The organism is Paraburkholderia sp. GAS42, from assembly GCF_050436565.1.
Lineage (GTDB): Bacteria > Pseudomonadota > Gammaproteobacteria > Burkholderiales > Burkholderiaceae > Paraburkholderia.
Genome location: NZ_JBNDML010000005.1, coordinates 215,555 through 239,611, shown reverse-complemented (window position 1 = coordinate 239,611; position 24,057 = coordinate 215,555). Strand labels below are relative to the sequence as shown.

The following is a 24,057-nucleotide window of genomic DNA, read 5'->3' as shown; positions in this document are numbered from 1 at the left end:
TGCAGCGTCCATCATTACCATCACTCATAGAAGAGTCGAGCGAATGAAATCCCTTTCCCTGTCCGCGCCGGCGCTGTCGAGCCGGGCCGCCGTCGCCGCTGCGGTCACGGCGCTCGCCCTGTCGGGCTGCGCGAACTACATCGGCATCAAGAGCGACAAGCAGATGGCGTCGCCGGCGCAGTACGAGTCGGCGCAAAGCGTTCCCGCTCAGGGCGGCCAGTGGCCGTCGCTCGACTGGGCGAACCAGTTCGGCGATCCGCAACTGCCGGCGCTGATCAGCGAAGCGCTTGAAGGCAGCCCGTCGATCGCTCAGGCGCAGGCACGGATTGCGAAGGCCTCGTCGTACATCGAAAGGACGCGTTCGAACCTCTATCCGAAGGCTGATGCCAGCTATTCGTGGACGCGTGAACTGTATTCCGCGAACGCCCTCTTCCCGCCTCCGTTCGGCGGCACCTGGTACAGCGAGAACAACGCGCTCGCGAGCGCGTCGTGGGATCTGGACCTGTGGGGCAAGAACCGTGAAAAGCTTGGCCAGGCCGTCTCGCAGGAAAAGGCTGCCGAAGCCGACATGCAGCAGGCGCGCGTCGCGCTCGCGTCGTCGGTGGCGCGCACGTACAACCAGCTGGCACAGCTCTACGCGCTGCGCGATATCGCCCAGCGCGAAATCGACAATCGTCAGACGATCGGCAGGATCACGGATGGCCGCGTCGTTGCGGGTCTCGATACGAACGTCGAAAAGCAGACCGCGAACGGCAATATCGCGACCAGCCAGTCGAACCTGACGGAACTCGATGGCGAAATCACGACGGTGCGCTACCAGCTCGGCGCGCTGCTCGGCAAAGGGCCGGACCGCGGCCTGCAGATCGCGAAGCCGGTGATGAACGCAGGCGCCAACGTCGTGCTGCCGGACAACCTGCCGGCCGATCTCGTGTCGCGCCGACCGGATATCGTGGCTGCACGCTGGCAGGTCGAAGCCGCGACACACGACATCAAGGAAGCGAAGGCGGAGTTCTTCCCGGACATCAACCTCGCGGCCGGTTTCGGCTTCGACGCGTTCGGCTGGGGCCGCTTTCTGACGTCCGCGAGCCGGCAGATCCAGTTCGGCCCGGCGATCCATCTGCCGATCTTCGACGCTGGCGCACTGCGTTCGCAACTGAAGGGCCGCTACGCCGACTTCGATCTGGACATCGCGAACTACAACCAGACGCTGATCAACGCGCTGTCGGATGTGGCGACGCAGGTGTCGTCGATCCGCTCGCTCGACCGGCAATCGGGTGACGCACAGCGCGCGCTCGATGCATCGTCGAAAGCGTGGGAGCTCGCGGTGATCCGCTACAAGGCGGGTCTGTCGCCGCAATTGCAGGTGCTGACCGCCGACCAGAACCGCCTCGCCGCCGAACAGACGGTGACGAACCTGAAGATGAAGCGCCGCGACCTGCAGATCGCGCTGATCAAGGCGCTAGGCGGCGGGTTCGACGCAACGCAGACGGGCCTCGTGGTGCCGACCGACGCACCCGCTTCCGCTGCACACGCATCGAACTGAGCCGGACCGAACGCCCATCCGGATAAACGACGAAGACTGAGAGAATACGGAGCACATCAATGAGCACCCCCCAACAGCCCGCCGCCAGCACGCAACCGGCAAACAGCGGCAAGCGCAAGCGGATGATGACGCTGCTCGTCATCGTGATCCTGATCGCCGCGATTGCGTACGGCCTGTACTACTTCCTCGACGCGCGCTTCCATGAAGACACCGACGACGCCTACGTGAACGGCAACGTCGTGCAGATCACGCCGCAGGTCACGGGCACCGTCGTTTCGGTGAACGCCGACGACACGCAGACCGTCAGGATGGGCGACCCGGTCGTCGTGCTCGACCCGGCGGATTCGCGCGTCGCGCTCGAATCCGCCGAAGCGAATCTGGCGCAGGTCGTGCGCCAGGTGCGCGGTCTCTTCGCCGACGACAGCCAGTATCTGGCCCAGGTCGCCGTGCGTCAGTCCGATCTGTCGCGCGCGCAGGACGACCTGAAGCGCCGCATGACGGTGGCGCAGACGGGCGCCGTGTCGCAGGAAGAAATCTCGCACGCCCGCGACGCCGTGAAGAGCGCGCAGGCCGCCGTCGACGCCGCGCAGCAGCAACTCGCCGCGAACCGCGCGCTGACCGCCAACACGACGATCGCGAATCACCCGAACGTGCAGGCCGCTGCCGCCAAGGTGCGCGACGCGTATCTGAATAACGCGCGCAACACGCTGCCGGCGCCCGTCACGGGTTATGTCGCGAAGCGCTCGGTGCAGGTTGGCCAGCGCGTCTCGCCGGGCACGCCACTGATGGCGATCGTGCCGCTGAACGGCGTGTGGGTCGACGCAAACTTCAAGGAAGTTCAGCTGAAGCACATGCGTATCGGCCAGCCGGTCGAATTGACGGCAGACGTCTATGGTTCCAGCGTGAAGTTCCACGGCAAGGTGGTGGGCTTCTCGGCCGGCACGGGGTCGGCTTTCTCGCTCTTGCCCGCACAGAACGCGACGGGTAACTGGATCAAGGTCGTGCAGCGTCTGCCGGTGCGGATCGCACTCGATCCGAAGGAACTCGAAGCGCATCCGTTGCGTATCGGCCTGTCGATGCAGGCTGACGTCACGATCAAGGACGACAACGGCGGCCAGCTCGGCAATGCACCGAACACGGTCTACCAGACCAGCGTGTTCGACAAGTACGGCGACGAAGCCGACGCCGAAATCGCCCGCATCATCGCGGCGAACGCCGGCCCGAATGGCGGCCAGTACAGCGGCGCGCAGAAAGCAGCGGACCGCGGCGCGAAAGGCGCGGCGAAGCTGATGTAAGCGGCGTCACCGCGTTTTTCGTCATACCGGTCACACTCGAAAAGGGTTTCATGGCTCAGGCTCAAGTCCCGCACCCTCCGCTCGAGGGTGCGCAACTGGTGATCGGCACGATCGCCGTGTCGCTCGCGGTTTTCATGAACGTACTCGATACGTCGATTGCGAACGTGTCGATCCCGTCGATTTCGGGCGATCTCGGCGTCTCGTCGGATCAGGGCACGTGGGTGATCACGTCGTTCGCGGTGGCGAACGCGATCTCCGTGCCGCTGACCGGCTGGCTCACCGACCGTATCGGCCAGGTGCGCCTCTTCATGGCGTCGATCATCCTGTTCGTGATCTCTTCATGGATGTGCGGGCTTGCGCCGACGCTGCCATTCCTGCTCGCGTCGCGCGTGTTCCAGGGCGCGGTGGCCGGCCCGATGATTCCGCTTTCGCAGACGTTGCTGCTCGCCAGCTACCCGCGCGCGAAGGCGCCGATGGCGCTCTCGATGTGGGCAATGACCACGCTGATCGCGCCAGTGGCCGGCCCGATTCTCGGCGGCTGGATCTCGGACAATATTTCGTGGCCGTGGATCTTCTACGTGAACATCCCGGTCGGCATCGTGGCTGCGGCCGCGACGTGGGCGATTTTCCGCAACCGCGATTCGGTCATCAAGAAGGCACCGATCGACGGCGTCGGGCTTGCGCTGCTGATCACGTGGGTCGGCTCGCTGCAGGTCATGCTCGACAAGGGCAAGGACCTCGACTGGTTTTCGTCGACGACGATCGTCGTGCTTGGGCTGACTGCCGTGATCGCGCTCGCGTTCTTTATCGTCTGGGAGCTGACGGCGGAACATCCGGTGGTCGACCTGTCGCTCTTCTCGAAACGCAATTTCACGGGCGGCACGGTTGCGCTGTCGATCGGCTATGGGCTGTACTTCGGCAATCTCGTGCTGCTGCCGTTGTGGCTGCAAACCGACATCGGCTACACCGCCACCCAGGCGGGCCTCGTCATGGCGCCGGTCGGCCTGTTCGCGGTGCTGCTGTCGCCCGTTACCGGCAAGTTTTTGCCGCGCACCGACCCGCGCTATATCGCGACGGCGTCCTTCCTCGTGTTCGCGCTGTGCTTCTGGATGCGCTCGCGCTACACCACGGGCGTGGACACCTACTCGCTGCTCGTACCGACGCTGATCCAGGGCATCGGCATGGCCGGCTTCTTCATTCCGCTGGTGTCGATCACGCTGTCAGGTTTGCCGGGCAACCGGATTCCGGCTGCGTCGGGTCTGTCGAATTTCGTGCGGATCATGTGCGGCGGCATCGGAACTTCCATCTTCCAGACCGCGTGGGATCACCGGACGATCATGCACCACGCGCAACTCGCCGAGCAGGCGAACGCGTACAACCCGGTGTTCGATCATTCGATGCAGCAGTTCGGCGGGGCGGGGTTCAGCCAGCCGCAGGCCTATGGTCTGTTCAACACGATGGCGACGCAGCAGGCCGCGCAGCTGGGTGTGAACGATCTGTTCTTTGTCTCGGCCGGGATCTTTGTCGCGCTGATCGCGCTGATCTGGGTGACGAAGCCGGAGCGTTCCGGTGGCGATGCGGGTGCGGCTGCGGCTGCGGCGCACTGAGGGTTGTTTCCACGACGCATTCGATGCGCCGTGTAATGAAAAGCGGTGCCGCGATCAAACATGCGGCACCGCTTTTTTTTGTACGCGTCGCCTTTCGGCTCGCGCTTCAGTTCGCTGCGGTAACGACGAGCCGTTCCGGCGCGAGCACGCCTTCCGCCGCCTTCGCGACGCCGAGCAGCCGGCCTTCGCCATACACGCGCATACGCGGCTCCTGCTTTACGATTTCTTCGCTAATGGCGAGATCTGCGAGGCGCAGACGCTGGCCATGCAGGAAGCGTCGCGTGGCTTCAGCGTCGAGTTGTACGGACGGGAACGTCGAAAGCAGTGCGTCGACGGGTTGCAACCACGCGTCGCGTTCGGTTTCCGTAGCGTCGGAAAGTGCATCGAGCGTGACGGCATGTTCGAGCGTCAACGCACCGACGCCGGTGCGACGCAACGCCACCAGATGCGCGCCACAACCCAGCGCTTCACCGATATCTTCGGCGAGCGTGCGAACATAAGTACCTTTACTGCACGTCACGCGGAACGTGACATCGGGCAACGCGCACGCGATCAGTTCGAGCGCGTGAATCGTCACCTGCCGCCCTTCCCGCTCGACCACCTGACCCGCTCGCGCATACTCGTACAGCGGCTTGCCGTCGCGTTTCAGTGCGGAATACATTGGCGGAATCTGGACGATATCGCCGCGGAATTGCGCCATCGCATTTTCCACTGCAGCCTGATCGCACGTGACATCGCGCGTATCGACGGCATCGCCTTCGGCGTCGCCCGTGGTCGTGCGGATGCCGAGACGCATCGTCGCTTCGTACGTCTTGTCGGCTTCGAGCAGATCCTGGGAAAACTTGGTGGCTTCGCCAAAACACAGCGGCAGCAGACCGGACGCGAGCGGATCGAGCGTGCCGGTGTGGCCTGCCTTCTTCGCGAGATAGAGACGCTTGGCCCGAATCAGCGCGTCGTTGCTCGACAACCCGATGGGCTTGTCGAGCAGCAGCACGCCGTCGAGCGCGCGGCGCGGAATGCGCGGGCGTTGAGGTGCAGTCATGTCAATCGAACGCTGGCTGGTATGAAGAACGCGAGATCACTCGTCTTTCGCGCGCGAAGCGTTCGCTTCGTCGATCAGACGCGACATCTCGACAGCCTGCTCGATCGTCTTGTCATAATGGAAATGCAGCGTCGGCACCGTGTGAATGTGCAGGCGCTTGAACAGCTGGTTATGCAGATGACCCGCCGCGTGATTGAGCGCGTCCTGCGTCTGCTGCGGATCGCCCGTCAGCGTCGTGAAGAACACCTTCGCGTGGGCGTAATCCGGCGTCAGTTCGACGCTCTGGAATGTAACAAGCCCGATGCGCGGGTCTTTGACTTCGCGCAGCAACTCCGACAGATCACGCTGGATCTGATCGGCGATCTGCACGTTGCGATTGGGAGAGGAACGTTTTTTCGGCATGGTGAATCCGTGATTCGGTTTGTCGGCGGTTATGCGTTTACGTCGAAACGGCGGTAGTGGTTACCCGCCGCAACTCGAAAGCAAACGCAAACGCCGACACAAAAACAAAGGGCGGAGCCGGGCAAGCGCCCGCTCCGCCCTTTGAGCGTTGCGCCAGACTTACAGCGTACGCGCGACTTCCGTGACTTCGAAGACTTCGAACTGGTCGCCTTCGACGATATCGTTGAAGTTCTTGATCGACATACCGCATTCGAAGCCCTGACGGACTTCCTTGACGTCGTCCTTGAAGCGCTTCAGCGAGTCGAGTTCGCCGGTGTGGATCACGACGTTGTTGCGCAGCACGCGCACCGACGACGAACGCTTGACCACACCATCCGTGACCATACAACCGGCCACTGCGCCGATCTTCGGTACCTTGAAGACCTGACGGACTTCGACCATACCAGTGATCACTTCGCGCTTCTCCGGCGCCAGCATGCCTGACATCGCAGCCTTCACTTCATCTACTGCGTCATAGATGATGTTGTAGTAGCGGATGTCGATGCCATTGGCTTCCGCGAGCTTGCGCGCCTGCGCATCCGCACGCGTGTTGAAGCCAATGATGACCGCCTTCGAAGCCGTCGCCAGATTGACGTCGGATTCGCTGATGCCACCCACTGCGCTGTGCACGACCTGCACGCGAACTTCGTCGGTCGACAGCTTGAGCAGCGACTGGACCAGTGCTTCCTGCGAACCCTGCACGTCCGCCTTCACGATAAGCGGCAGGTATTGCACTTCGCCTTCGCCCATCTGTTCCAGCATGTTTTCGAGCTTCGCGGCCTGCTGCTTCGCCAGCTTGACGTCGCGGAACTTGCCTTGACGGAACAGTGCGACTTCACGCGCCTTGCGGTCGTCCGGCATCACGATGACTTCTTCGCCAGCCTGCGGCACTTCCGACAGACCCTGGATTTCGACCGGGATCGACGGACCCGCCGACTTCGTCGGCTTGCCGGTTTCGTCGAGCATTGCACGCACGCGGCCGTAGGCGCTGCCTGCAAGAACGACGTCGCCACGGTTCAGCGTACCCGACTGGACGAGGATCGTTGCAACCGGACCCTTACCCTTATCGAGTTTCGCTTCGATGACGAGACCCTTGGCCGGCGCTTCGACCGGTGCCTTCAGTTCCAGCACTTCGGCCTGCAGCAGCACGTTTTCGAGCAGATCGTCGATGCCCGCGCCGGTTTTCGCCGACACCGACACGAACGGCGAATCGCCACCGTATTCTTCCGGCACGACGCCTTCCGCGACGAGCTCCTGCTTCACGCGCTCCGGATTCGCATCCGGCTTGTCGATCTTGTTGATCGCGACGACGAGCGGCACACCGCCTGCCTTCGCGTGGGCGATCGCTTCCTTCGTCTGCGGCATCACGCCGTCGTCGGCTGCAACCACCAGAATCACGATGTCCGTTGCCTTTGCACCGCGGGCACGCATGGCCGTGAAGGCCTCGTGACCCGGCGTGTCGAGGAACGTGATCACGCCACGCGGCGTTTCAACGTGATACGCGCCAATGTGCTGCGTAATACCGCCGGCTTCGCCCGCGGCAACCTTCGCACGACGGACGTAATCCAGCAGCGACGTCTTGCCGTGGTCGACGTGACCCATGACCGTCACAACCGGCGGACGCGGCAGCGCTTCTGCGTCGGAGATTTCGCCTTCGACGAGCATCGCTTCCGGATCGTCCAGCTTCGCCGCGACGGCGTGGTGGCCCAGTTCCTCGACGATGATCATCGCCGTTTCCTGGTCCAGCATCTGGTTGATCGTGACCATCTGACCAAGCTTCATCATCGACTTGATGACTTCCGAAGCCTTCACGGCCATCTTGTGGGCCAGATCGGCGACCGTAATCGTTTCCGGCACATGCACTTCGCGCACGATCGGTTCGGTCGGCGCCTGGAACGTGGTGTTCTGATCCTGATGCTTGCCACGACCCTTCGGACCGCCGCGCCAGCCGCGATCGACACCACCGCTCGAATCACCGCGCGTCTTGATGCCACGGCGCTTCGCTGCGTCGTCCTGCCAGCCGCCCTTGCCACCGCCCGGCTTCTTCTTGTCGCCAACCGACGACGGCGCTGCCGTCGCGGCCGGTGCAGCCGCAGGCTTCTTCGCAGCCGGACGGGCCGTCGTTTCGCCCGCCGGACGCGCCGGCTTGTGCAGCGTGCCCTTGGCTTCGGCTGCCTTCGCAGGCTCAGCAGGCTTCGGCGCCGGTTCCGGCGCCTTGACCTGCGCCTTGCGCGGCGTGTTCATCATTTCGCGAATCGCGCGCGCTTCGGCTTCGGCCGCCGCACGGCGCTTGCCGACCTCTTCCTGCTCCGCACGCGTCTTTTCGGCGGCCTGACGAGCGGCGTCTTCCGCCTTCTTCGCCGCTTCGCGTTGCGCTGCGCGCTCTGCGGCAGCGCGTTCGTCGTCCTGTTCGCCCGGACGCACGGTTTGCACGGCCTGCTCCGCTTCAACGCGGGCAGCCGCTTCCGCAACCGCTGCGCGCTTCTTCGCTGCTTCTTCTTCCGCGCGACGACGCTCCGCCTCGGCCGCCTGTTCGCGTGCCTGGCGCTCTGCTTCTTCGCGTTCCAGCTGTTCCTGACGTGCCTTCAGCTCCTGCGCCTGCTTTTCGAGCAGCTCGGCCTCATGCCGCGCTTCTTCCTCGCGACGCTGGAGTTCGAGGTCATCGACCTCGGCAACATCCTCAGCCACATGGTTCGATGCTTCACCGCCTTCGCCAGCCGCTTCGTCACGGCGGACGAACGTGCGCTTCTTGCGCACTTCGACCTGAATGGTGCGAGCTTTGCCCGTCGCGTCGGATTGCTTGATCTCCGACGTGTGCCGTTTTGTCAGCGTGATCTTGCGCTTGTCGGCATCAGTCGAACCGTGCGACTTGCGCAAGTGGTCGAGCAGACGCGCCTTGTCCGTTTCGGACAGGGTGTCGTCCTCGCTCGCTTTTGTGACGCCCGCCGCCTGCAGCTGCTCGAGCAGCACGCCGGCAGGCATTTTCAGTTCCGCGGCAAATTGGGCTACGTTGTTACTCGCCATTCATTCCTCTTAATGCAAGGACCGATTCCTTGCGGTTAGCATCGGGTCATGCGGCCTGACGGCCGCTTTCAGGTCAGTGGGTCATGGTCATATTCACTGGAACCAGTGTTCACGGGCCTTCATGATCAACGCCTTGGCGGCATCTTCTTCCATACCTGTCATCTCGGTCAGCTCGTCCACCGCCAGTTCCGCGAGTTCGTCGCGGGTCTGGATCTGGTGTTCCGCCAGCTTTGCGAGCAGGTCGGCATCCATGCCATCAAGGCTCTTCAGGTCGAGCGCTACGTTTTCGACCTTCTCTTCGTTTGCAATCGCCTGCGTCAGCAAAGCATCGCGGGCGCGATTGCGCAATTCGTGCACAGTGTCTTCGTCGAAGGCTTCGATTTCGAGCATCTCGTTGAGCGGCACATAGGCAATCTCTTCGAGGCTCGTAAAGCCTTCATCGATCAGGATGTCGGCCACTTCCTCGTCGACATCGAGACGCGCCATGAACAGGTCGCGCAGTACGCTGCGTTCCTGATTCTGCTTTTGTGCAGATTCGTCCGGCGTCATGATGTTGATCTGCCAGCCTGTGAGTTCGCTGGCAAGACGCACGTTCTGACCGCTACGGCCAATTGCGACCGCCAGTTCGTTTTCGTCTACGACGACGTCCATCGAATGCTTCTCTTCATCGACGACAATCGACTGGACGGCTGCCGGCGCGAGGGCGCCGATCACGAACTGAGCGGGATCTTCCGACCATAGCACGATGTCGACGTTTTCGCCACCGAGCTCATTACGGACCGCCTGCACGCGCGAACCGCGAATCCCGACGCAGGTACCGATCGGATCAATACGCTTGTCATACGCGACCACGCCGATCTTCGCGCGAACGCCCGGATCACGTGCCGCCGCCTTGATTTCCAGCAGGCCCTGCTCGATTTCCGGCACTTCCATTTCGAAGAGCTTCATCAGGAATTCGGGCGCGGTGCGCGACAGTTCGATCTGCGGACCGCGTGCGGTGCGATCGACCTTCGCGATATATGCGCGAACCCGGTCGCCGACGCGCAGGTTTTCCTTCGGGATCAGCTGGTCGCGGCGCAGCAGCGCTTCGACACGGCCGGTTTCAACGATGAAGTTTCCCTTGTCGAGGCGCTTGACCGAGCCGGTCATGATGTGTTCGCCGCGCTCCAGGAAGTCATTCAGGATCTGCTCGCGTTCAGCGTCACGCACCTTCTGCAGGATGACCTGCTTGGCGGCCTGCGCGCCGATACGGCCGAATTCGATCGACGGCACCGGCTCTTCGATGAACTCGTCGAGTTGAATCTCAGGCTTCTGTTCGCGTGCTTCGAACAGCAGAATTTCCTGATCCGGTTCCTGCAAACCGGCTTCGTCCGGCACCACGCGCCAGCGACGGAAGGTTTCGTGCTCACCGCTTTCACGGTCGATATGGACGCGGATGTCCGCATCTTCTTCGAAGAGTTTCTTGGAGGCCGAAGCGAGCGCCGCCTCAAGGGCGGCAAAAACCACGTCCTTGTCGACGTTCTTCTCGCGTGCCAGCGCATCCACCAGCATCAACACTTCGCGACTCATTGTTTGCGGCTCCTAAAGTCAACTTTGGGGACGAGGCGCGCCTTGTCGATATCTGCGACCGTAAAATCGAGCATCGCGGCACCTTCCTTCCCTTCGAATTCCAGACCGATCGTTTCGCCTTCGGGTGCATGCAGGATGCCCCGGTACGATTTCCGTCCGTCCAATGGCTTTTTCAACGTGATAACCACTTCGCTGCCCGCGAAGCGTTCGAAGTCCGCCAGTTTTTTCAGCGGACGGTCGAGACCGGGCGACGACACTTCAAGCCGCTCGTAATCGATGTTTTCGACCGTCAGAACGTGCTGGAGCTGACGCGTGACCTTCTCGCAGTCTTCGATTGCGATGCCGGCCGGCTGGTCGATATACACACACAGCATGCCGCGCCCGGTGCGCTCGAGATCGACGAGCTCGTAGCCGAGGCCCACGACCGTGGTTTCAATCAGTTCCGTCAGTTGCACAGTGCCCTCTAAGATGTTCGCGCGGCGAGCCTGCGGGTTGCCAACCGGGTTGCCAGCGATTACACCTGCGGGCCGCGCGCCAGGCTGGCGCACGTTCGTGCTACCCGGGATGCAGAACCACAAACTGAAGCGGCAAAAAAAAATGGGCGAAACGCCCATCATCTTATTGCCGGTGGTCGCACCTGAGCCGCACAAGAAAAGCCGCACGTCCAGCGACTTCGCGATTGTAGCATTTTTCAGGACAAACGCAAACCTGCGATGCCCGTAGAACGCCTGCTGAAGCCTGTTTTAACAGGTATTTCGCGGTTTACTTCGCGTTTTAGCGAAGCCGCGAGATAGCGGTTGCGCGGTGATCTGGATCCGCCGTCGACTGCAGCCAGGCTGCACGGCGACGCTGGATCCAGGATCCGGTCAATCGCTCAGCGACCGCGGGTGCGGTTGCGCGGCGTGCCGCGCGGGCCGCCGCGGTTGCCTGCAGCATTCGGATTGCCGCCGGTGCGGTTGCCCGCATTGCCGCTGCCGCCGCGATTACCGCCCGGTGCGCGATTGCTGCCGCCGCTGCCGGCGCGGTTTGCGCCGCCTGCGCCCGCACCGCTGCCGGCCGCACGGTTACCGCCATTGCCCGAAGGCGCCCGGTTTCCGTCGATATCGCGTCCGCCACGTGGGCCCGGATTGCCGCCACGACCACCACCCGTGCCACGACCGCCATAGCCGCCTGTACCCGTGCCGAAACCCGATGACGCGCCGCCGCCAAACCCGCCACCGAAGCCACCGCCGGCTGCACCGCGACGGCCCTGGCCACGCGGCTGCTGGTCGGCGAGACGACCGTGCGACATCAACACCGGTTCACGGTTGATGAAACCCATCGACGTCTGCATCGGATCCGGCTGACGACGCTCTGGCGCTGCGTTGCGGCCACCTTTTTCCTCGGCAGGCGCCTTGAGGCCAACCGACGCCATCAGGCTGCGCACCTGATTGTCTTCGAGTTCTTCCCAGCGACCGCGCTTCAGCCCCTTCGGCAGCGAGATCGGACCGTGACGCGTACGGATCAGACGGCTTACCATCAGGCCAGCCGCTTCGAACATACGACGCACTTCGCGGTTACGGCCTTCGGCCAGCGCGACGTGGTACCAGTGATTCGTGCCTTCGCCGCCGCCATCGCGGATGCGCAGGAAATTCGCCGGGCCGTCTTCAAGCTCGACGCCGTGCAGCAGCTTCTGACGCATCCCTTCGGCCAGCTCACCCACCACACGCACCGCGTACTCACGCTCGACGCTATAGCGCGGGTGCATGAAGCGGTTCGCCAGATCGCCGGATGTGGTCAGCATCAGCAGACCTTCGGTGTTGAAGTCGAGACGGCCGACCGCGAGCCACTTGGCGGTTTTCATCGGCGGCAGCTTGTCGAATACCGACGGACGGCCTTCCGGATCCGCGTGACTGACGATTTCGCCGGTCGGTTTGTGATACAGCAGTACGCGCGGCGGCTTGTTCGCCAGCTTGCGCTTGACCGGCTTGCCATTGATGCGGACCTGGTCCGTCGGCATGATGCGCTGGCCGATGTGCGCCGGCTCGCCGTTGACGGACACACGTCCGGCAATGATCAGCTCTTCCATATCGCGGCGCGAGCCCATGCCAGCTTCGGCAAGCACCTTATGCAGCTTGGGCGCATCGTCGTCCGGCGAGAGCACGCGTTTCGGCGCGGCGGCCCGGCCACGGCGCAGCATCGGGGCGCGCACGCCACCAGTGGTGCTGTTGTCAGCATCGAACGCCGGGGATGTCACGTATGAAAACAGATCGTCCGGGGAAGCCTCGGTTGCGACTGCAACGGCAACAGCCGGCGCCTCGCCGCGACGGTTCCTCTGGCGCTGTCCGCCTTCGCGGGGCGCGCCATCACGTTGACCGCCTTCGCGCGGCGCACCGTCGCGCGGCGCATTGGCCCGCTTGCCGCCTGCGTTCCGGCGTTGTCCCTGGCCCTGACCTTGCCCCTGACCTTGTCTCGGGGCGCCTTCCTTGCGCGGCGGTCGCGGCTGCGCCACGACCTCGCCGTCCTGCGCCGTTTCCGTCGCGACCGGTTCGCCTTGCGCCGGTTCGCCTTCGGCGCCCTTCGCCTTCGCTCCTGCGCGTCGACGCGCGATCAGACTGCGCGGACCGCGGCGCAGGCCGCGACGCGGACGGTCTTCGCCTTCGGCGCCTGCGGTTTCGCCCGTGCGATCGCTTTCGCCGGCCGATGCCTGCGACTCGCGCGCCTCGTCGGGACGTGCAGATTTCACGGCGCGCTCGGATTCGGACGAATCGGTGTCGTGGGTATGTGTCAAAACAACCTCAAAATGTCAGGTCGCGCGCGCCCATTGCGGGCGCGGCAAAAGTTCGGTTACGTCAGGCGCTGCGCGATTCGGTTTCGTCGTCGGTCAAAACGCCTGCGTCCCGCGCGGCATCGCCACGATCTTCCTGATCGTCGTGTGCCGCACGTGTCGGGTTCGACTCAATGACGTGCTCCGTTTCGCGGAGTTCGCCCGAGCCGTGCGCGGGTGCTGCCGGATCGGCCTGGGAGACCGGATCCTGATTTTCTGCATGACCAGCGATGCTCGAAGCATCGCCGGCTTTCGGTTCAACGTCTGTTTCGGCGACCGGCGCATCGAATTGCGCGTGGGCAATCAGGTGCACGTCGTCGATGGGTGTTGCTGCCGGATGCGCCGGTTCGGCGACTTCCGTGGACGATAGTTCCGCTTCGGGACTGGCAGCCGCGACATGTGCCGGTGCGCCATCCGTGTACGCACCAGCCACGTCAGCCGCTTCACCTGCCGCCGACGCTACGTCCACGTCGGCATCCGCACCAGCCGATCCTTCGACCGCTTCAGCCGCTACGACTTCGCCATCTGCGAATTCGATCGCGTGCTGACCCAGCAGGTTCACGTTCAGCTGCGCCGTTGGGTCGTCGAGCGGCGGCAGTTCGTCGAGCGCCTTCAGGCCAAGATCGTCGAGAAACGAGCGCGTCGTTGCATACAGCGCCGGACGCCCCGGCACATCACGATGACCAATGATTTCGATCCAGCCGCGATCTTCGAGCTGCTTGACGACCTGCGTGTTCACCGTCACGCCGCGAATCTCTTCAATATCGCCGCGCGTGACCGGCTGGCGGTAGGCGATGATCGCGAGCGTTTCGAGCACAGCGCGCGAATACTTCGGCGGCTTCTCGGGATGCAGACGGTCCAGGTACGAGCGCATTGCAGGCTTGCTCTGAAAGCGCCAGCCAGACGCCAGCCCGACCAGTTCAACCCCGCGACCCGACCAGTCCTGCCTCAGGTCTTCGAGCAACGTGCGAACGGTGTCTGCCGACACGCCGTCGGCAAAGAGCTTGCGCAGCTCGCCGAGCTTTAAGGGCTCCTGCGCGCAGATCAAGGCAGTCTCGAGGACGATTTTCGCCTCTTGGGTATTCATGCAGCCAGGTCGACCTTATGAGTTAGGGTCAAAGAACCGGATCGGACAGACGATTTGGAACTGAAGACGCGCTCGCCCGATTCTGATCGGTCATATTGATGGGAGCACGCACCGGGGGGAGGCGAAACAGGCTAATCGAGCCAAACCCAGCCGGACGGAGCAGCGAAATTCCTGTAAGGAATCGCGTGACTGAGCGCCATCTTACGCAAAAAAAATCGAAGCGTAAAGGCGAAATACCGGCCACGAGGCCTCCCGGAAGTCCGGCCCGTCTTTGCCCGCCGGAAATCAGCGCGCGCCACACTCTCCCAGATAACGCTGGAGACGCTCCACACCGGCGTCGAGGCGCGCGGTGTCGCATGCGTAGCACCAGCGCACGAAGCCCTCGCCTTCAGGCCCGAACGCGCTGCCCGGCGCGAGTCCGAGCCCCGCCTCGCGAACCAGCGCCTTGCACAAATCAAGGCTCTTCGCCGCGCCGGGTAACGAAAAGAACAGATACATCGCGCCGGCCGGTGCCTTGACGTCGACGCCAGGCATCGCCGACAGTGCCTGCACCAGATGATCGCGTGAAGCCTTCAGGTCGGCCACGAGCTGCTGCGTGAAACGCCCTCCCTGTTCCACGGCCGCCACGCCCGCCTGCTGCACGAACGATGGCGCACAGGACGTGTTGTACTCCACCAGCTTGCCGAGATCGTCCATCAACGCGGCGGGCGCGACGATCCAGCCGAGCCGCCAGCCGGTCATCAACCACGCCTTCGAGAATGAGTTGACGCAGATCACCCGTTCGTCGCGCGCGGCGAGATCGAGGAACGATGGCGCGGCGCGGGTGCTGCCGGCGTCGTCGCCGTAATAAAGGCGCTCGTAGACTTCGTCGGCGACGATCCAGATGCCGTGACGGCGGCAATGCTCGAGCACGGAGCGTTGCTGCTCCCGCGTCATCACCCAGCCGGTCGGATTGTTCGGCGAGTTGATCATCAGCAGTTTCGTGTCCGGCGTGAGGGCCGCCAGCAGCCGGTCCAGATCGAGCGTCCAGCCCTGCGTACCATAATCGAGCGCAACGGTGTCGACGTGTGCGCCAAGGATCTTCGGGATTTCGACGAGGTTCGGCCACAGCGGCGTCACGGCGACGACCCTGTCGCCCGCGCCGACCACCAGTTGCGCTGCCAGCATCAACGCGTTCACGCCGGCGCTCGTCACCGCGACATGTCCGGCCGACGTCGCCCCGTGCAACGCGCTCACGTAGCTGGCGAGCGCGGCGCGAAGCGGTGCGATGCCGAGATTGTGCGTGTAAAAGGTCGCGCCATCGGCGAGCGCGGCGCTTGCCGCGTCGCGGATGAATTGCGGCGTCACGCGGTCGGATTCGCCGAACCAGAATGGCAGCACGTTTTCGACGCCAAAACCCGCATTCGCGACTTCGCGGATCTGCGATGGCCGCAGCGCGCGGACGGCGTCCCGGGCGTCGGGGGCTGAGGGTTTGCGGAAATCCAGTTCGGTCATTGTGGTGTTCACGTGGTTCGTGGCAAGGCAGGAGAACGTCAGTTTAATGGTTCACCGTTTTTTCGCGACGGCGGGCGGGCAGCGCGCCACTTAACGCAGATCCTCCGCCCTCGCCGGCAGTTGCCGGATCAGCCCCCACACGGCTTCGGCCGCCGGCGACAGCGAGCGGTCCCGCCGGCGCACCAGCTCCACCGTCCGCTCCGCGCGCGGCACCAGAGGGCGCGCCACCAGCGACGAATGCGCCGGCAATGGCAATGAAAGCCACGGCAGCACGCTGACACCGATGCCGGCCTCCACGAGCCCGAATACCGTCGCCGAGTGCCCCAGTTCCTGCACCACGGTGGCCGTGACGTTGTGCTCGGCCATCACGGCATCGATGATCGGCCGGCTACCCGACGCGTAATCGAGCATCACGAGCCGCTCGCCCTCCAGATCGATCCACGCGACCTGCCGCTGCGCCGCCAGCCGGTGATCGCTACGCGACACGAGGCAGAATGAATCGGTCATCATCGGTTCGCTCGTGAGGTCGTCGGCGGAAAACGGGCCTATGACCACACCGAAATCCACTTCACCCGACTTCACCTTGCGCACCACATCGCTCTGCACGTCGTCGCGCAGCCCGAGCGTGACGTACGGAAAGTCCCGGCCACACGTCGCGATGATCTGCGGCATCAGCCGGCAGGCGATCGTCGGACTTGCCGCCACCACGACGCGCCCGCGTCGCTGCTGGCCAATTTCGCGGATCTCGCGCAGCGCGTCGTCCAGATCCGTCAGTAACCGCGACACGCTCGCCACCAGATTGCCGCCGACGTCGGTGAGCTGCACTTCGCGGGTCGTCCGGTCGATCAGCTTGAGACCGATTTCCGCTTCCAGCTCGCGCACGCAGCGACTCACGGCTGACTGCGTCAGCCCGATTTCGTCGCCGGCGCGGCTGAAACTCTGAAGCCGCGCGACCTCGATAAACACGCGCAACTGACGCAATGTCACATTCATCCAATTGCCTCATCAATGAGCATCTTTGATGCGCATTGTATTGTTTCCCGGCGCGCTACGGCACAAAACACAAATCGCTGCAATGCAGCAATAGAGCGCAGACGCACGCTGGGCGGGCTTGATTGCACAAGATTGGTGATTGTCCCGATTTGCGAGATGGGTTTTTTGGATTCTTATACGCCACTGACTAGCGCCCGCGCTGGCCTGATGCCACGGGGTTTTGAGGCGTTCGCGGAAGAAATGGCACGCTTCATGCATTAGGGTGAATACTGGGTCGGCGCTGCTCGCCGCTTGATAAACGCTCTAGACGCCGTGGCAAGCCCGACCCCGCCTGGCACTCGAATTCGGGTGCATGAAGAGTGCGCGGCGCGGGGCAGCGCACCGGAGTTAGCTTCGCTGAGGTGAAAACATGATGCTGTTCGACGATTTGAGAGACAACGAGTGGGCGCTGGTCGAGGCGTTGTTCTGTGCGGAGCCAGCACGAAGCGAACGACGCGGTCGTCCTCGCGTGGAAGCCCGCGCGGTTGTCAATGCTGTGCTGTGGGTGCTGTCGACGGGTGAAGGCTGGTCCAAACTGCCAGGCCGCTATCCGTCGCCCCCCACTTGCCGCCGTCGTTTCGACGAGTGGCAGGCCGATGGTACGCTCGCCGAAATAGTTAAGCGACTGGGCACGAGCGGCCGCGAAATTTCGCTGCGCGGACGCATCGGAGCGACGGCGGCGAAGCCGCCCGCACCGCCGAGCCGCGATCGACTGCGCGGCGCATTCTGGACCAATCCGGAATCCTGGCGCGCGCCGGTCAAGATGGCCTGACGCCAACCCCATGCCACCGGGCGCCTTCGGGCGCCCGTTGAGCATCTGACGGCGCCCGCTTCAGCACGTCGATTTCGCTCGCTCTTCCGGCGGCCGCGACAGCGTTTCCAACGCTCTTCCCTGCATACTTCGACAACGCTGGAAGCCGGCTGGCGCACGCAGCGCCCGACCAGTATTCAGCCGCTGACGAAACATCTCTTTACCATTATTTACAGCGTGCTTTCGCTCCTGAGCATACCGTATGAGTATGCGAACAAGCCTATTCCCGATGGCTTGACGGGAGCCCCTCATGAAACCAATGTCCCTGCTTCTGTGCGGCATTGTGGTTTCAACACTTGCCGCACCCACGCTGGCCCAGGAACGGCCGCAGACGTGGAACTTGCATCCGGAACGTCCTGCCAGCCTGAAGGCATGGCAAAACGACGCGCCGGGCCGCGGCTTTACGCCGCCCACGCCGCGTGGTGACCTGCGCGGAGATATCGCGAGTAACGCGCGCGAGCGGCCCGAGCCCTCTCACGACAATGGTCAACGCCGGCGTTAACGCTACCGGATGTCGATGTGAAGACCACCGCATGCCCGAACCCGAACAGGCCACGATGCCGGGCACGACCGCAATTCAAGCCGTGATGCGGGCCGCGGCGATCGTGAGCGAAACATGCGAACAATACCGGGAACCACTTCGAAATGGGCGTTGTCTCACCCAAGCCATAAGCACAGCGTGGCAGAAGTAATTCCGGTAAGCCCGTATCTCGCGATACGGGCTTTTTTTTGCGCAATGGCTTTTCACCGACGCGGAGCGCCGGGTTCGTGCAAGCCCGCGGCAGTTACGGACGCGCTTCGAAAGCGGTGGCCGTGCTCACCTCAGGCGTGACTGCGATGTAATGGTTCATCCGGTGGGCATGCCACTGCAGCGAACGTTCGTCGCGTTCGAGCCGCGCGAACTCTGCCCTGCCCCGCTCGGTCAGCACCGCGATGTCTACCGGGGCGTGAAAGCCCGGCGCCGGGGCAACCGTGCGCTGTCGAACGGTCTCCATGAGACCAAGCGCGCGAAGATATTCGAAAACACCGGGGCGTCTGGCCCAGGGCACCTGGCGATATTGCGCCCGCCTCAGCGCTTCAAGTACCGCTTCGTTGGAATACGTGGTCATCTCACTTCTTTCTTAAAGTGCAGCCATGACACGACTTGCGCAACGCCAATCACCGCGCCACTGGTGAGATGCGAAGCACCGGATTCGCCCGATGTTCCGTTTGCCACCGGGTGCTGCCTGTTATATTCAGGACCCCCGTACGAACGCCTTGCTGACGTTCTCTCCCCGTGCCGACGATGCTTTCCGTACCGGTGCGATGGCAGGCGCGAAGATTGTCCCGAAAGTGATACGTTACCCCATTTAAATTGATTCTATTCACTTTATTGGCGCTTTTTTTTGCAGCTTTCCTGCTTTTGCGCCGGTTGCGTTCGATCATCGCCATTATCGCGCTTACGCTCTTCTGGCTGCTCTCGTCCGGATGGCTAACGGCACCCTTACTGGCGTGGGCGCAACACGGCGCCTGTCCCGTTGCGCGCGCAACTTTCGCCGGACACACCGCGATCGTCATGCTCGGCAGCGGCACGGAATACGACGATCACGATCGCCTGATTCCGAAGCGCGATGCCATCGCCCGCATAGAGAAAACCGCCGAACTTTACGCGGGCTGTACACGCGTCGCGACGCGCTGCGATGTCATCGTCAGCGGCGGCAATCCGCAGCATCACGAAGCCACCGAAGCCGACACCTATCTGCCCTGGCTTTTGCAACGCGGCGTCTCGCGCAACGACATCGTGCTCGAAAACCGCAGCCTCACGACTTACGAAAACGCGAAGTTCGTCGTCACCATTCTGCAACACGTACATTACGATTCGTTGATACTCGTGACATCCGCGCATCAGATGCCGCGCGCGTTGCTGGACTTCCACCGTTTCGGCAGTTTTCCGCAGCCGGTTATTTCAAATACGCGACGCGCGCAAACCGGCGTGCTGCCGCGCTATATCAACCTCGTCAATGCCAACATCGCGCTGCACGAATTGATCGGGATTGCACAATTTCACGTCTACCGCGCGATTGGCTGGTTCTGATCAACGCGAGGCACGGCGAATGCTGCTTTAATTAAAGGACTCGCTGGTCGCATCGGCGCTGGCACAGCCGCATCGACCGCATCGGCGCGCCATGTAACCGAATGTAACGAACTGTCAATTCTGTTACGGGTTGTCCGCGGGAGCAGATATTGCTCGCTAGAATGCAGTGTCTTTCCGACTGGACAGGCATTACTCGGGTCCATAAACCACTCTACGGAGGTAGCGATGAAAAAAGCGTCCCTGGCAGTCCTGGTTGCCCTTTCCGCGTTGTCGACGGGCGCGGCCTACGCGCAGTCCGACAGCGGCGTCACGATGAGCACCGATCCGGCGAAAGCCGCTGACGTCGAGCAACGTGCGCAGGATTTGCAAGCCAAACAGCAGGCCATGGAAAACGCGCCCATGCCGGCTCATCATGGCAAGTCGATGAAACACAAGAAAGCGCCGAAGGCCGAATAACATTTGCTCCGGCGTCGCGGCAAACCATGCCGCATCGAGGAGGAAAAGCCGAAGCCGGCGTTACCGGCTTCGGCTTTTTTATTGCCGGCGGCCCGGCAACGGTATGCTAAAGTCGCGCACCCACCCATCCCAACCCGTGCGCACCCTGGTGCGGAGGACAGAATGAGCAACATCCAGCTGGACATCGAATGGACCGAAGCAGCGTCCCGCAAGATTGAAAAACTGATGCCACGCGGCAGCCAGGAAGCATTTCTCGCGTTGCCGCCGGTCGAATGCCTGCCCATGGAAGGCGACGTGCTGTTCCTCGGCCCGGCTGGCAAACAGCAGCCGTTTATCGTCGCCGAGCGTCAGTATCATCACGAAGGCGACGCGGACTGGACCATCATCCTGATTCTCGACGTCCCACAGGCGACGCACTAAAGCTTCTTTCGCACGATCAAGCGACAAGAACCACAGACGGCGGGCAAGTGCCCGCCGTCTTTCCATTCGCGGATCAAATAATCGAGCCAGCACGCGAAAGCCGAAGCGCCAGCTGCGCCATCACGCGATCTTCGACACCACGCGAATTTCCGAGTGTTCGACCCAGTCCTTCACCGCCTGCCCGCAGGCGGCGATGTGCGCGGACTTCGCGTGTGCGGCCAGCGCCGCCTCGCTTTCCCAGCGCTCGACAAACACAAAACGGCGCGGCTCGCTTACATCGCGATGCAGGTCATACTGCAGCGCGCCTTGTTCCTTGCGCGTCGGACCGACGATGCCTGTCAGCGCTTCACGCAACTGCTCTTCGTAGCCCGGCTTTGCTACCGAGATTGCAACCACTGCTACTTCCGACATATCGCTCTCCGTTTCAGAAAGACAGCAGGATACCCGCCGCGCCGCGAGCGCGCTGGGCACCTCCCATTCTGTGATTCGCCGAACACTCGTCACGCAAATGACCTGATAGACTGTTTTCGACCCAGGGTCTGCACGGCGCTCTGCGCGACGGTGCTGGAGTACGCCCTCGGACACAGATTACGCAGCCCCGCTCGCGCGAGGCTTTTCGCCGGTGAAGCGCGCTAAGAGTCCGCGGCCGGCAGCATGTCGAAGCACGTTGCCCACGGCAAACCCGGATGTCCACCGTCGACGAACTAACACTCAGCCGCCTCCTGCCCCGCATCGTCCGGGATGGGGACGGCTGGTCGGCCAACTGGCGGTCCATCACACTGCATAGCGTGTTCCAGCCGGTGCTGTCGATCACGCATCAGCGCATCGTCGGCTATGAGGCGCTGCTGCGCGCAACCGATTCGGCCGGCAATCCCGTGACGCCCGACGCACTCTTCTCGCAGGCGCAGCTGCATGCGAACGCGCCGATTCTCGATCGGCTCTCACGCTGCCTGCACGTCGCAAATTTCGTCGAACAGAAGATCGACGCGTGCTGGCTTTTTCTGAACGCGCTGCCACAGGTCTTCGAAACACGCTGGCCGCATCGCGCGTTTATCGACGAGTTGTCTGCGCACTTCGGCCTGCCGCGCGAGCGCATCGTGATCGAACTGCTGGAGCAACCTGCGGGCGATGAAGAAGCCGTGGCGCGCACGCTCGCCGCGACCCGGCCGCGCGACTTCCTGATCGCGATCGACGACTTCGGCACCGGCTTCTCGAACTTCGACCGCGTGTGGCGACTGCGTCCGGATATCGTCAAGCTGGACCGCTCGCTGATCGCGCGCGCCGGCAAGCGCGAGGGCGACGAATCGCTGATGACGCATCTGATCGCGATGCTGCATCAGGCCGGCACGCTGGTGCTCGCCGAAGGCGTCGAGACTGACGACGAACTGATGATCCTGATGCAGGCCGATGTCGATTTCGTGCAGGGATACTGGTTCGGCATGCCGCAGGCGTCCGTGCGCGCGGCGGGTGCAGGCGCGCCGGAACTGATCGAATCGATGTGGCTCAAGTACGACGCCTACGACCGCGCGAATGCGCATCACCAGCAGCTGGGTTTCGAAAGTTTCGCCGAAGCGGTCCGCGCGGGCGCACACGTGTATTCAGCGACCGGCGATCTGACGCAGGCGGCCGAACAGGTGTTCAACGTGGGCGAAGCGCGACGCGTGTTCCTGCTCAACGCGCGCGGGTTGCAGGAGCAGCCGTCTGTGACGGCGAAGGATCTCGCGCCGCCGCCGTCGCGCCTCGCGCCGCTCTTTCCCGATACGCATAACAACTGGTCACGGCGCGCGTATTTCCGGCACGCGATGGCGTCACCGGGACACGTCGCGATGATGGGACCTCATTACTCGCTGACCGAGGGTGAGGATTGCTACACAGCCGCGATTGCTATCGAGCGCACTGACGGGACGGAAGGCCCGGAGGTATTCTGCGCGGATTTTCTGCCGGACCGGTCGCACGGGGGTGCGCGTTGAAATTGTGTGCGCATCTGCGTTCGTGGGTGTGCGCTCCGGTGGCATGGAAGCGTCCCTTGTGTTTCGGTCAACCACAGGGAAAGATCAGTCCTCCACGCGTCCGCGGCCTGCCTTGATTTCACCGCGTTTCGTTTTCCCGTCGAGCCTGCGCAGATTCGACGCCCGCGTTGGACGCGTGGCGACCCGCGCCTTGCGGCTGACACTGACGCTTTCGATCAGCTGATCGAGGCGCGCAAGCGCGGCGGCACGGTTCATTTCCTGCGTGCGATGCTCCTGCGCCTTGATGATGACAACACCATCGCGCGTCAGGCGATGATCCGACAACGCGAGCAGGCGCATCTTGAGCACCTCGGGCAACGACGACGCGCGTACGTCGAAGCGCAGATGAATCGCACTCGACACCTTGTTGACGTTCTGCCCGCCTGCTCCCTGCGCGCGCACAGCCGTCAATTCGATTTCGTTCAGTGGGACCGGGTAACGTGAAGTCATGGCTCGGGTGTTTTGCAATCAGACGCGGGAATAGCCGGATCGATTCCAGTCGTTCGGGCCGCGTGCCAAATGCAGCCCGGCCGGACAATGAACGATAGAACGACCGACAGCGGCGACGCCATGCCGCAATCCGGGCGCCACCTGCGCGGCACTTTACCCGCGTCCTCGGCCGGGCGCATCGAATAAAAAACATTTGCCTGTGTCCGGTACCCTGACGATACTTGTGACACTTCGACATCACACCGATCCGCATGAAAATACGCGCGAGTTTTTTCCTCGAACTGGTGGTCAACCTGCTGTTGCCATGGCTCGCGTATCGCCTCGCCGCGCCGCATTGGGGCGAAACGGGCGGCCTCATCGCTTCGGCGGTGCCGCCGGTTGTCTGGAGCCTTGTCGAACTGGCGCGCTTTCGTCGCGTCGATGCGCTGAGCGTGCTGGTGTTGCTGGGCATTGTGCTGTCGATCGCAGCGATGGCGGCGGGCGGCAGCCCGCGCATGCTGTTGCTGCGCGAGTCGCTGGTGTCGGGCGCGATCGGCGTGGCGTTCCTGGTTTCGCTCCTGATGCCGCGGCCGCTCGTGTTCTATCTCGCGCGGGCAACCGTTGCCCGGGAAAAGGCAGACGGCGCCGCGCACATCGACGCGTTGTGGCACGAACGCCCCGCTTTCGCGTCCGAGCTTCGACTGATGACGGCCGTATGGGGCGCGGGCCTGACGCTCGAAACCGCGCTGCGTGCCTTCATGGCGATGACGTGGCCGATCGAACGCTTTCTCGTCATATCGCCGTTTGTGAGCTACGGCATCTACGGCGCGTTGCTGCTGTGGACCGTGTGGTACCGAAAAGGCATGCGCCGACGCGTGACAGACGCCAGCGAGGCCGATGGCGTCGCCGGGTAGCTGT

At 63.2% G+C, this 24,057-nt stretch carries 21 protein-coding genes and 1 pseudogene; 10 read left to right on the top strand and 12 right to left on the bottom strand.

Going from position 1 to position 24,057, the window contains the following annotated elements:
- Window positions 1-43 precede the first annotated feature (43 nt).
- Genes P3T16_RS10500 through P3T16_RS10490 form a run of 3 tightly spaced genes read left to right on the top strand, consistent with a single transcriptional unit; the run spans window position 44 to window position 4,445 of the window.
- On the top strand, window positions 44-1,543 hold the full coding sequence (locus P3T16_RS10500; RefSeq protein ID WP_429342203.1) for an efflux transporter outer membrane subunit: 1,500 nt from the start codon (window positions 44-46) through the stop codon (window positions 1,541-1,543).
- Window positions 1,544-1,602: 59 nt separating this feature from the next.
- Window positions 1,603-2,838 carry an efflux RND transporter periplasmic adaptor subunit gene (locus P3T16_RS10495; protein ID WP_429257005.1) on the top strand — a complete coding sequence of 412 codons (1,236 nt, stop codon included), beginning with the start codon at window positions 1,603-1,605 and terminating at the stop codon, window positions 2,836-2,838.
- 50 nt (window positions 2,839-2,888) lie between these two features.
- Window positions 2,889-4,445, top strand: coding sequence for a DHA2 family efflux MFS transporter permease subunit (locus tag P3T16_RS10490; RefSeq protein ID WP_429342202.1), 1,557 nt, complete (start codon window positions 2,889-2,891; stop codon window positions 4,443-4,445).
- Window positions 4,446-4,551: 106 nt separating this feature from the next.
- On the opposite strand, the gene truB is transcribed toward P3T16_RS10490, so the two are convergent.
- The 9 genes from truB to P3T16_RS10445 form a co-directional block, all read right to left on the bottom strand.
- On the bottom strand, window positions 4,552-5,487 hold the full coding sequence (gene truB / locus P3T16_RS10485; RefSeq protein ID WP_429257007.1) for a tRNA pseudouridine(55) synthase TruB: 936 nt from the start codon (window positions 5,485-5,487) through the stop codon (window positions 4,552-4,554).
- A 36-nt stretch (window positions 5,488-5,523) separates the two neighbouring features.
- Window positions 5,524-5,889, bottom strand: coding sequence for a 30S ribosome-binding factor RbfA (gene rbfA / locus P3T16_RS10480; protein WP_429257008.1), 366 nt, complete (start codon window positions 5,887-5,889; stop codon window positions 5,524-5,526).
- Window positions 5,890-6,048: 159 nt separating this feature from the next.
- A complete protein-coding gene (gene infB / locus P3T16_RS10475) occupies window positions 6,049-8,952 on the bottom strand; it encodes a translation initiation factor IF-2 (protein WP_429257009.1) in 2,904 nt (967 codons plus the stop codon).
- Window positions 8,953-9,045: 93 nt separating this feature from the next.
- Window positions 9,046-10,521, bottom strand: a complete 1,476-nt coding sequence (gene nusA, locus P3T16_RS10470; RefSeq protein WP_429257010.1) for a transcription termination factor NusA — start codon at window positions 10,519-10,521, stop codon at window positions 9,046-9,048.
- A complete protein-coding gene (gene rimP, locus P3T16_RS10465; RefSeq protein WP_133663653.1) occupies window positions 10,518-10,976 on the bottom strand; it encodes a ribosome maturation factor RimP in 459 nt (152 codons plus the stop codon). The genes nusA and rimP overlap by 4 nt, the downstream gene beginning before the upstream one ends.
- A gap of 419 nt (window positions 10,977-11,395) precedes the next feature.
- Window positions 11,396-13,291 (bottom strand): 23S rRNA pseudouridine(2605) synthase RluB, encoded by a 1,896-nt coding sequence (gene rluB, locus P3T16_RS10460; protein ID WP_429257011.1) that lies wholly within the window; start codon window positions 13,289-13,291, stop codon window positions 11,396-11,398.
- Between the two features lie 61 nt (window positions 13,292-13,352).
- Entirely contained in the window at window positions 13,353-14,414 is a 1,062-nt protein-coding gene (gene scpB, locus P3T16_RS10455) for an SMC-Scp complex subunit ScpB (protein WP_429342201.1), read from the bottom strand.
- Between the two features lie 285 nt (window positions 14,415-14,699).
- The gene (locus P3T16_RS10450) at window positions 14,700-15,908 is read right to left on the bottom strand and encodes a pyridoxal phosphate-dependent aminotransferase (RefSeq protein WP_429342284.1); all 1,209 of its coding nucleotides are present in this window, start codon (window positions 15,906-15,908) and stop codon (window positions 14,700-14,702) included.
- Between the two features lie 90 nt (window positions 15,909-15,998).
- Entirely contained in the window at window positions 15,999-16,901 is a 903-nt protein-coding gene (locus P3T16_RS10445) for a LysR substrate-binding domain-containing protein (protein ID WP_429257013.1), read from the bottom strand.
- Window positions 16,902-17,313: 412 nt separating this feature from the next.
- On the opposite strand from P3T16_RS10445, the pseudogene P3T16_RS10440 reads away from it, so the two are divergent.
- Window positions 17,314-17,709: pseudogene (locus P3T16_RS10440) on the top strand (transposase); the annotation flags it as partial.
- Window positions 17,710-18,001: 292 nt separating this feature from the next.
- Window positions 18,002-18,253: a hypothetical protein gene (locus P3T16_RS10435; RefSeq protein ID WP_429342200.1), complete on the top strand. Its 252-nt coding sequence runs from the start codon at window positions 18,002-18,004 to the stop codon at window positions 18,251-18,253.
- Between the two features lie 283 nt (window positions 18,254-18,536).
- Here P3T16_RS10435 and P3T16_RS10430 read toward each other — a convergent pair whose 3' ends face one another.
- Window positions 18,537-18,860 (bottom strand): hypothetical protein, encoded by a 324-nt coding sequence (locus P3T16_RS10430; protein ID WP_429257015.1) that lies wholly within the window; start codon window positions 18,858-18,860, stop codon window positions 18,537-18,539.
- A gap of 245 nt (window positions 18,861-19,105) precedes the next feature.
- Between P3T16_RS10430 and P3T16_RS10425 the strand changes: the two genes are divergently transcribed.
- The 3 genes from P3T16_RS10425 (at window position 19,106) to P3T16_RS10415 (ending at window position 20,701) form a co-directional block, all read left to right on the top strand.
- Complete coding sequence (locus tag P3T16_RS10425) at window positions 19,106-19,825, top strand: YdcF family protein (RefSeq protein ID WP_429342199.1); 720 nt, start codon at window positions 19,106-19,108, stop codon at window positions 19,823-19,825.
- Between the two features lie 225 nt (window positions 19,826-20,050).
- Complete coding sequence (locus tag P3T16_RS10420; RefSeq protein ID WP_429342198.1) at window positions 20,051-20,281, top strand: hypothetical protein; 231 nt, start codon at window positions 20,051-20,053, stop codon at window positions 20,279-20,281.
- A gap of 162 nt (window positions 20,282-20,443) precedes the next feature.
- Window positions 20,444-20,701: a DNA-binding protein gene (locus tag P3T16_RS10415; protein ID WP_228878138.1), complete on the top strand. Its 258-nt coding sequence runs from the start codon at window positions 20,444-20,446 to the stop codon at window positions 20,699-20,701.
- A gap of 120 nt (window positions 20,702-20,821) precedes the next feature.
- Here P3T16_RS10415 and P3T16_RS10410 read toward each other — a convergent pair whose 3' ends face one another.
- Complete coding sequence (locus P3T16_RS10410; protein ID WP_429257018.1) at window positions 20,822-21,112, bottom strand: putative quinol monooxygenase; 291 nt, start codon at window positions 21,110-21,112, stop codon at window positions 20,822-20,824.
- 275 nt (window positions 21,113-21,387) lie between these two features.
- On the opposite strand from P3T16_RS10410, the gene P3T16_RS10405 reads away from it, so the two are divergent.
- A complete protein-coding gene (locus P3T16_RS10405; RefSeq protein WP_429342197.1) occupies window positions 21,388-22,671 on the top strand; it encodes an EAL domain-containing protein in 1,284 nt (427 codons plus the stop codon).
- 84 nt (window positions 22,672-22,755) lie between these two features.
- Here P3T16_RS10405 and arfB read toward each other — a convergent pair whose 3' ends face one another.
- Window positions 22,756-23,160 (bottom strand): alternative ribosome rescue aminoacyl-tRNA hydrolase ArfB, encoded by a 405-nt coding sequence (gene arfB / locus P3T16_RS10400; protein WP_429342196.1) that lies wholly within the window; start codon window positions 23,158-23,160, stop codon window positions 22,756-22,758.
- A 251-nt stretch (window positions 23,161-23,411) separates the two neighbouring features.
- Between arfB and P3T16_RS10395 the strand changes: the two genes are divergently transcribed.
- Window positions 23,412-24,053 (top strand): VC0807 family protein, encoded by a 642-nt coding sequence (locus tag P3T16_RS10395; protein WP_429342195.1) that lies wholly within the window; start codon window positions 23,412-23,414, stop codon window positions 24,051-24,053.
- The last annotated feature ends 4 nt before the right edge of the window (window positions 24,054-24,057 follow it).